Below are 2,790 nucleotides of genomic sequence, written 5' to 3' on the forward strand. Positions count from 1 at the left end.
TGTGCTATGTTTTTAGGACGTTTCTTTATATTTAATGAATTTGGTTTGGCTAAAATTCTTTATAAATTTTAATCAATGTTAAAATGAACGTTTATATGTATAAAAATAGATCACATGCTGGAATTAATATCCTGATGTGACCTTAGTTAGTAAACAATATTTTACAACTGTGAATTAAATTATATCATTACCTAATTGTAATTACTTATTCTTTGTCTTAGCGTGGGCTTTGTCGAAAATGTTGGCGACACCCCATATATAATTTTTCTTAATATTATTTTTTTTAACACTCACTGGAAGGCGGAATGCTCTGAGGAAATCTGAATACGTTTTGCGGGTCATATTTAGCCTTCACTTTGGTTAATCTATGGAAGTTGCCACCATAATAAACATGTGGCCAGTCCCGTATTGAGAGATCCTGCGTATTCACGTAGACGTAACGGGTAAAGGGGAGCATGGCCTTACGGAAGTCCTCTACCCAACGGATACCCAGAGAAGCATCTTCTGACTTATCCCAGGTGGAGAAGATTGACATATTAGACAAAGCTCCACGCTGAAAATAGGCTGTAGCTGTACTAGACACTTTTGCCACTTCCCCGCCAAGGCCGTGAAAAAAAACAGATACAGATGAAGTAGGCGGCTCGTTAACGAAGTGTCTGATTGTTTCAATGCCCTTATTTGGCAGCAAGTTATAGACATAGGGGCCAACACTTTTGAAAGGCAGTGGGGACTGTGGTTGAGAATCTGCTATTCGTGTGGCAGCATCAATCCAAGACATTTCTTCAATGGTCACATTCTGTGGTGATCCAGCTCGAAGCAAAGGTTGTAACAGATGGCGCAGCTCTTTAACTGAGCCAAGAAAGACACCTTGCATTAATATCAAGGATTGCTCTCCTGAAAATATTGTAAGGGTAGGGGTTAGTCGTTTATCAGTGCCGGGAAGAGTATATCTCTCCCAGATCGGTAGCACTGATTCTAGGTCATTCAGGCTCCAGATAATTTCGGCAAAACCGACTGTGTCAATATGGTGTGTGCGGAAACGGAAAGTAGTGCATATGCCAAAATTTCCTCCTCCTCCTCCACGTGAAGCCCAAAATAAATCAGAATGATGGTTAGCATTAGCGCAAATCACTTGTCCGTCGGCATCGACCATCTCCAATTCCAGCAGGTTATCAAGAGTCAAACCCCACTGTCTTGATAGAATACTGTGTCCACCACCCAAAGTAACACCAGCAATTCCTGGAGTAGCACAGACACCACTTGGTACAACCATCCTTTCGCTCCAAAGTGCATTATATAAAGCTATATTACGTATTCCGGTCTGCACTGTTACAGTGTTACATTTACGATCTATTTCCTTTACCCTATTCATCTCGCTGACGTCTATTACGATACCAGCGTTGATGACTGACAAGGCCTCATAGTTGTGTCCTCCAGATCGCATGCGAATTGGCACATGGTTATAACGTGCCCACTTCACTGCGTTAATTACATCTTGTGTTTCTTGTGCGAAAACAATTACTAATGGAAATTTATCAAAAAAGGTATTGAAATCCTGGCGAGCTGCGTTATATTGTGGATTTTCTGGTAAAACAATACGACCAGTAAGTTCAGGTTCCTTCGAATATTTCATACAAACATCTCCTTTTTTCTAGTGGGTGTTTAATATTTGCAATATATATTATGTTAATGTGGATAAAAGCGTACTAACTAAAAGAATAATAAAACTAATATAATAGAATAGTGTACATAAATAATAACAGAATGTATGGATATATAATTAAAAACAATACTGTTAATATAGTATATTGGCCAGAAAAAAGTGGACAAGATTTTTTCGGATCTTATCCCACTTAAATAATCTTTTGATTACAAGTTCTCTGATAAGGTTGACTCATCATACCACATTCAGACAAAAAAGCTATGAAACTCAATGTCATGTTTTCATACATGAGGTTAAACACATAGTTAATGATATGCCTAAAACAGGTTATATCATAGGACTAGATATGCAGCATACATATATGGAGCAATCTGCTGATATTGTGGCAGAACAATTATATAATAGTCAGGAATCATGAATGGAGCTATATTAGGTATGGCTCCATTTTTATATCTATAATATATAGGGAGATTATTCTATTTTTTCTCCTTAATTATTTAACTTAAAATAGATATATTTTAAATATAAAAATTAGTTTGTGTAATTTTCACTTTTATAGTATAATGTCTAAGTTGTTGAAAATTAGTAATAAATTAGTAAGGATGTATAATTAATGAACACATTGTTAGAAAAAGTAAGAAATAGGCTGTATAATATGTTAGATTCAGATGAATTTACTGATGAAGAAATATTATCTGTAAGCCAAGAACTGGACAAGCTAATTCTCTCTTATTATAAACCTAATCTATTAAACTTTTCTGAAAACCACAAAAAAAATAAAACTTAATTTTTAAATTTTGTTTTTCTGAAAAATATAGAAGGATAATCTAATATTTTGTAGAACTTATAAATAAAAACATTTATAGGAGGTATAAGAAAAATGAAAAATTTAAAAGAGAGTGTTTTAAAGAAAAGTATGAAAGCAGTAGGTTACTTATCTTTGTTTTTAGCTGGAATAGTTATAGTTCCAACCTGTTTTATGGGCTTTCATCAGCCAAAATGCCCCGATGAACTCCTTAAATAATTAGTTTTTTACAAATGTTGTAAAGCAATGTATTTTGCCTTTGCTTTACAACATTTGTAAAAAACTAATTATAGGTGGGATATTTATATGAATAATGTTATAG

Annotated in this window: 3 protein-coding genes; 2 read left to right on the plus strand and 1 reads right to left on the minus strand. The window is 34.5% G+C overall.

What is annotated here, in order from left to right; genetic code table 11:
• Positions 1–283 precede the first annotated feature (283 nt).
• Positions 284–1,633 (minus strand): FAD-binding oxidoreductase, encoded by a 1,350-nt coding sequence (locus CLCOS_RS17280; protein WP_063600157.1) that lies wholly within the window; start codon positions 1,631–1,633, stop codon positions 284–286.
• Between the two features lie 643 nt (positions 1,634–2,276).
• Here CLCOS_RS17280 and CLCOS_RS21600 point away from each other — a divergent pair.
• Both CLCOS_RS21600 and CLCOS_RS21605 read left to right on the plus strand, forming a co-directional pair.
• Positions 2,277–2,450: an aspartyl-phosphate phosphatase Spo0E family protein gene (locus tag CLCOS_RS21600; protein ID WP_082853480.1), complete on the plus strand. Its 174-nt coding sequence runs from the start codon at positions 2,277–2,279 to the stop codon at positions 2,448–2,450.
• Positions 2,451–2,543: 93 nt separating this feature from the next.
• Entirely contained in the window at positions 2,544–2,687 is a 144-nt protein-coding gene (locus CLCOS_RS21605; protein WP_082853479.1) for a cyclic lactone autoinducer peptide, read from the plus strand.
• Positions 2,688–2,790 lie beyond the last annotated feature (103 nt).

This window comes from Clostridium coskatii (assembly GCF_001675205.1).
Taxonomy (GTDB): domain Bacteria; phylum Bacillota; class Clostridia; order Clostridiales; family Clostridiaceae; genus Clostridium_B; species Clostridium_B ljungdahlii.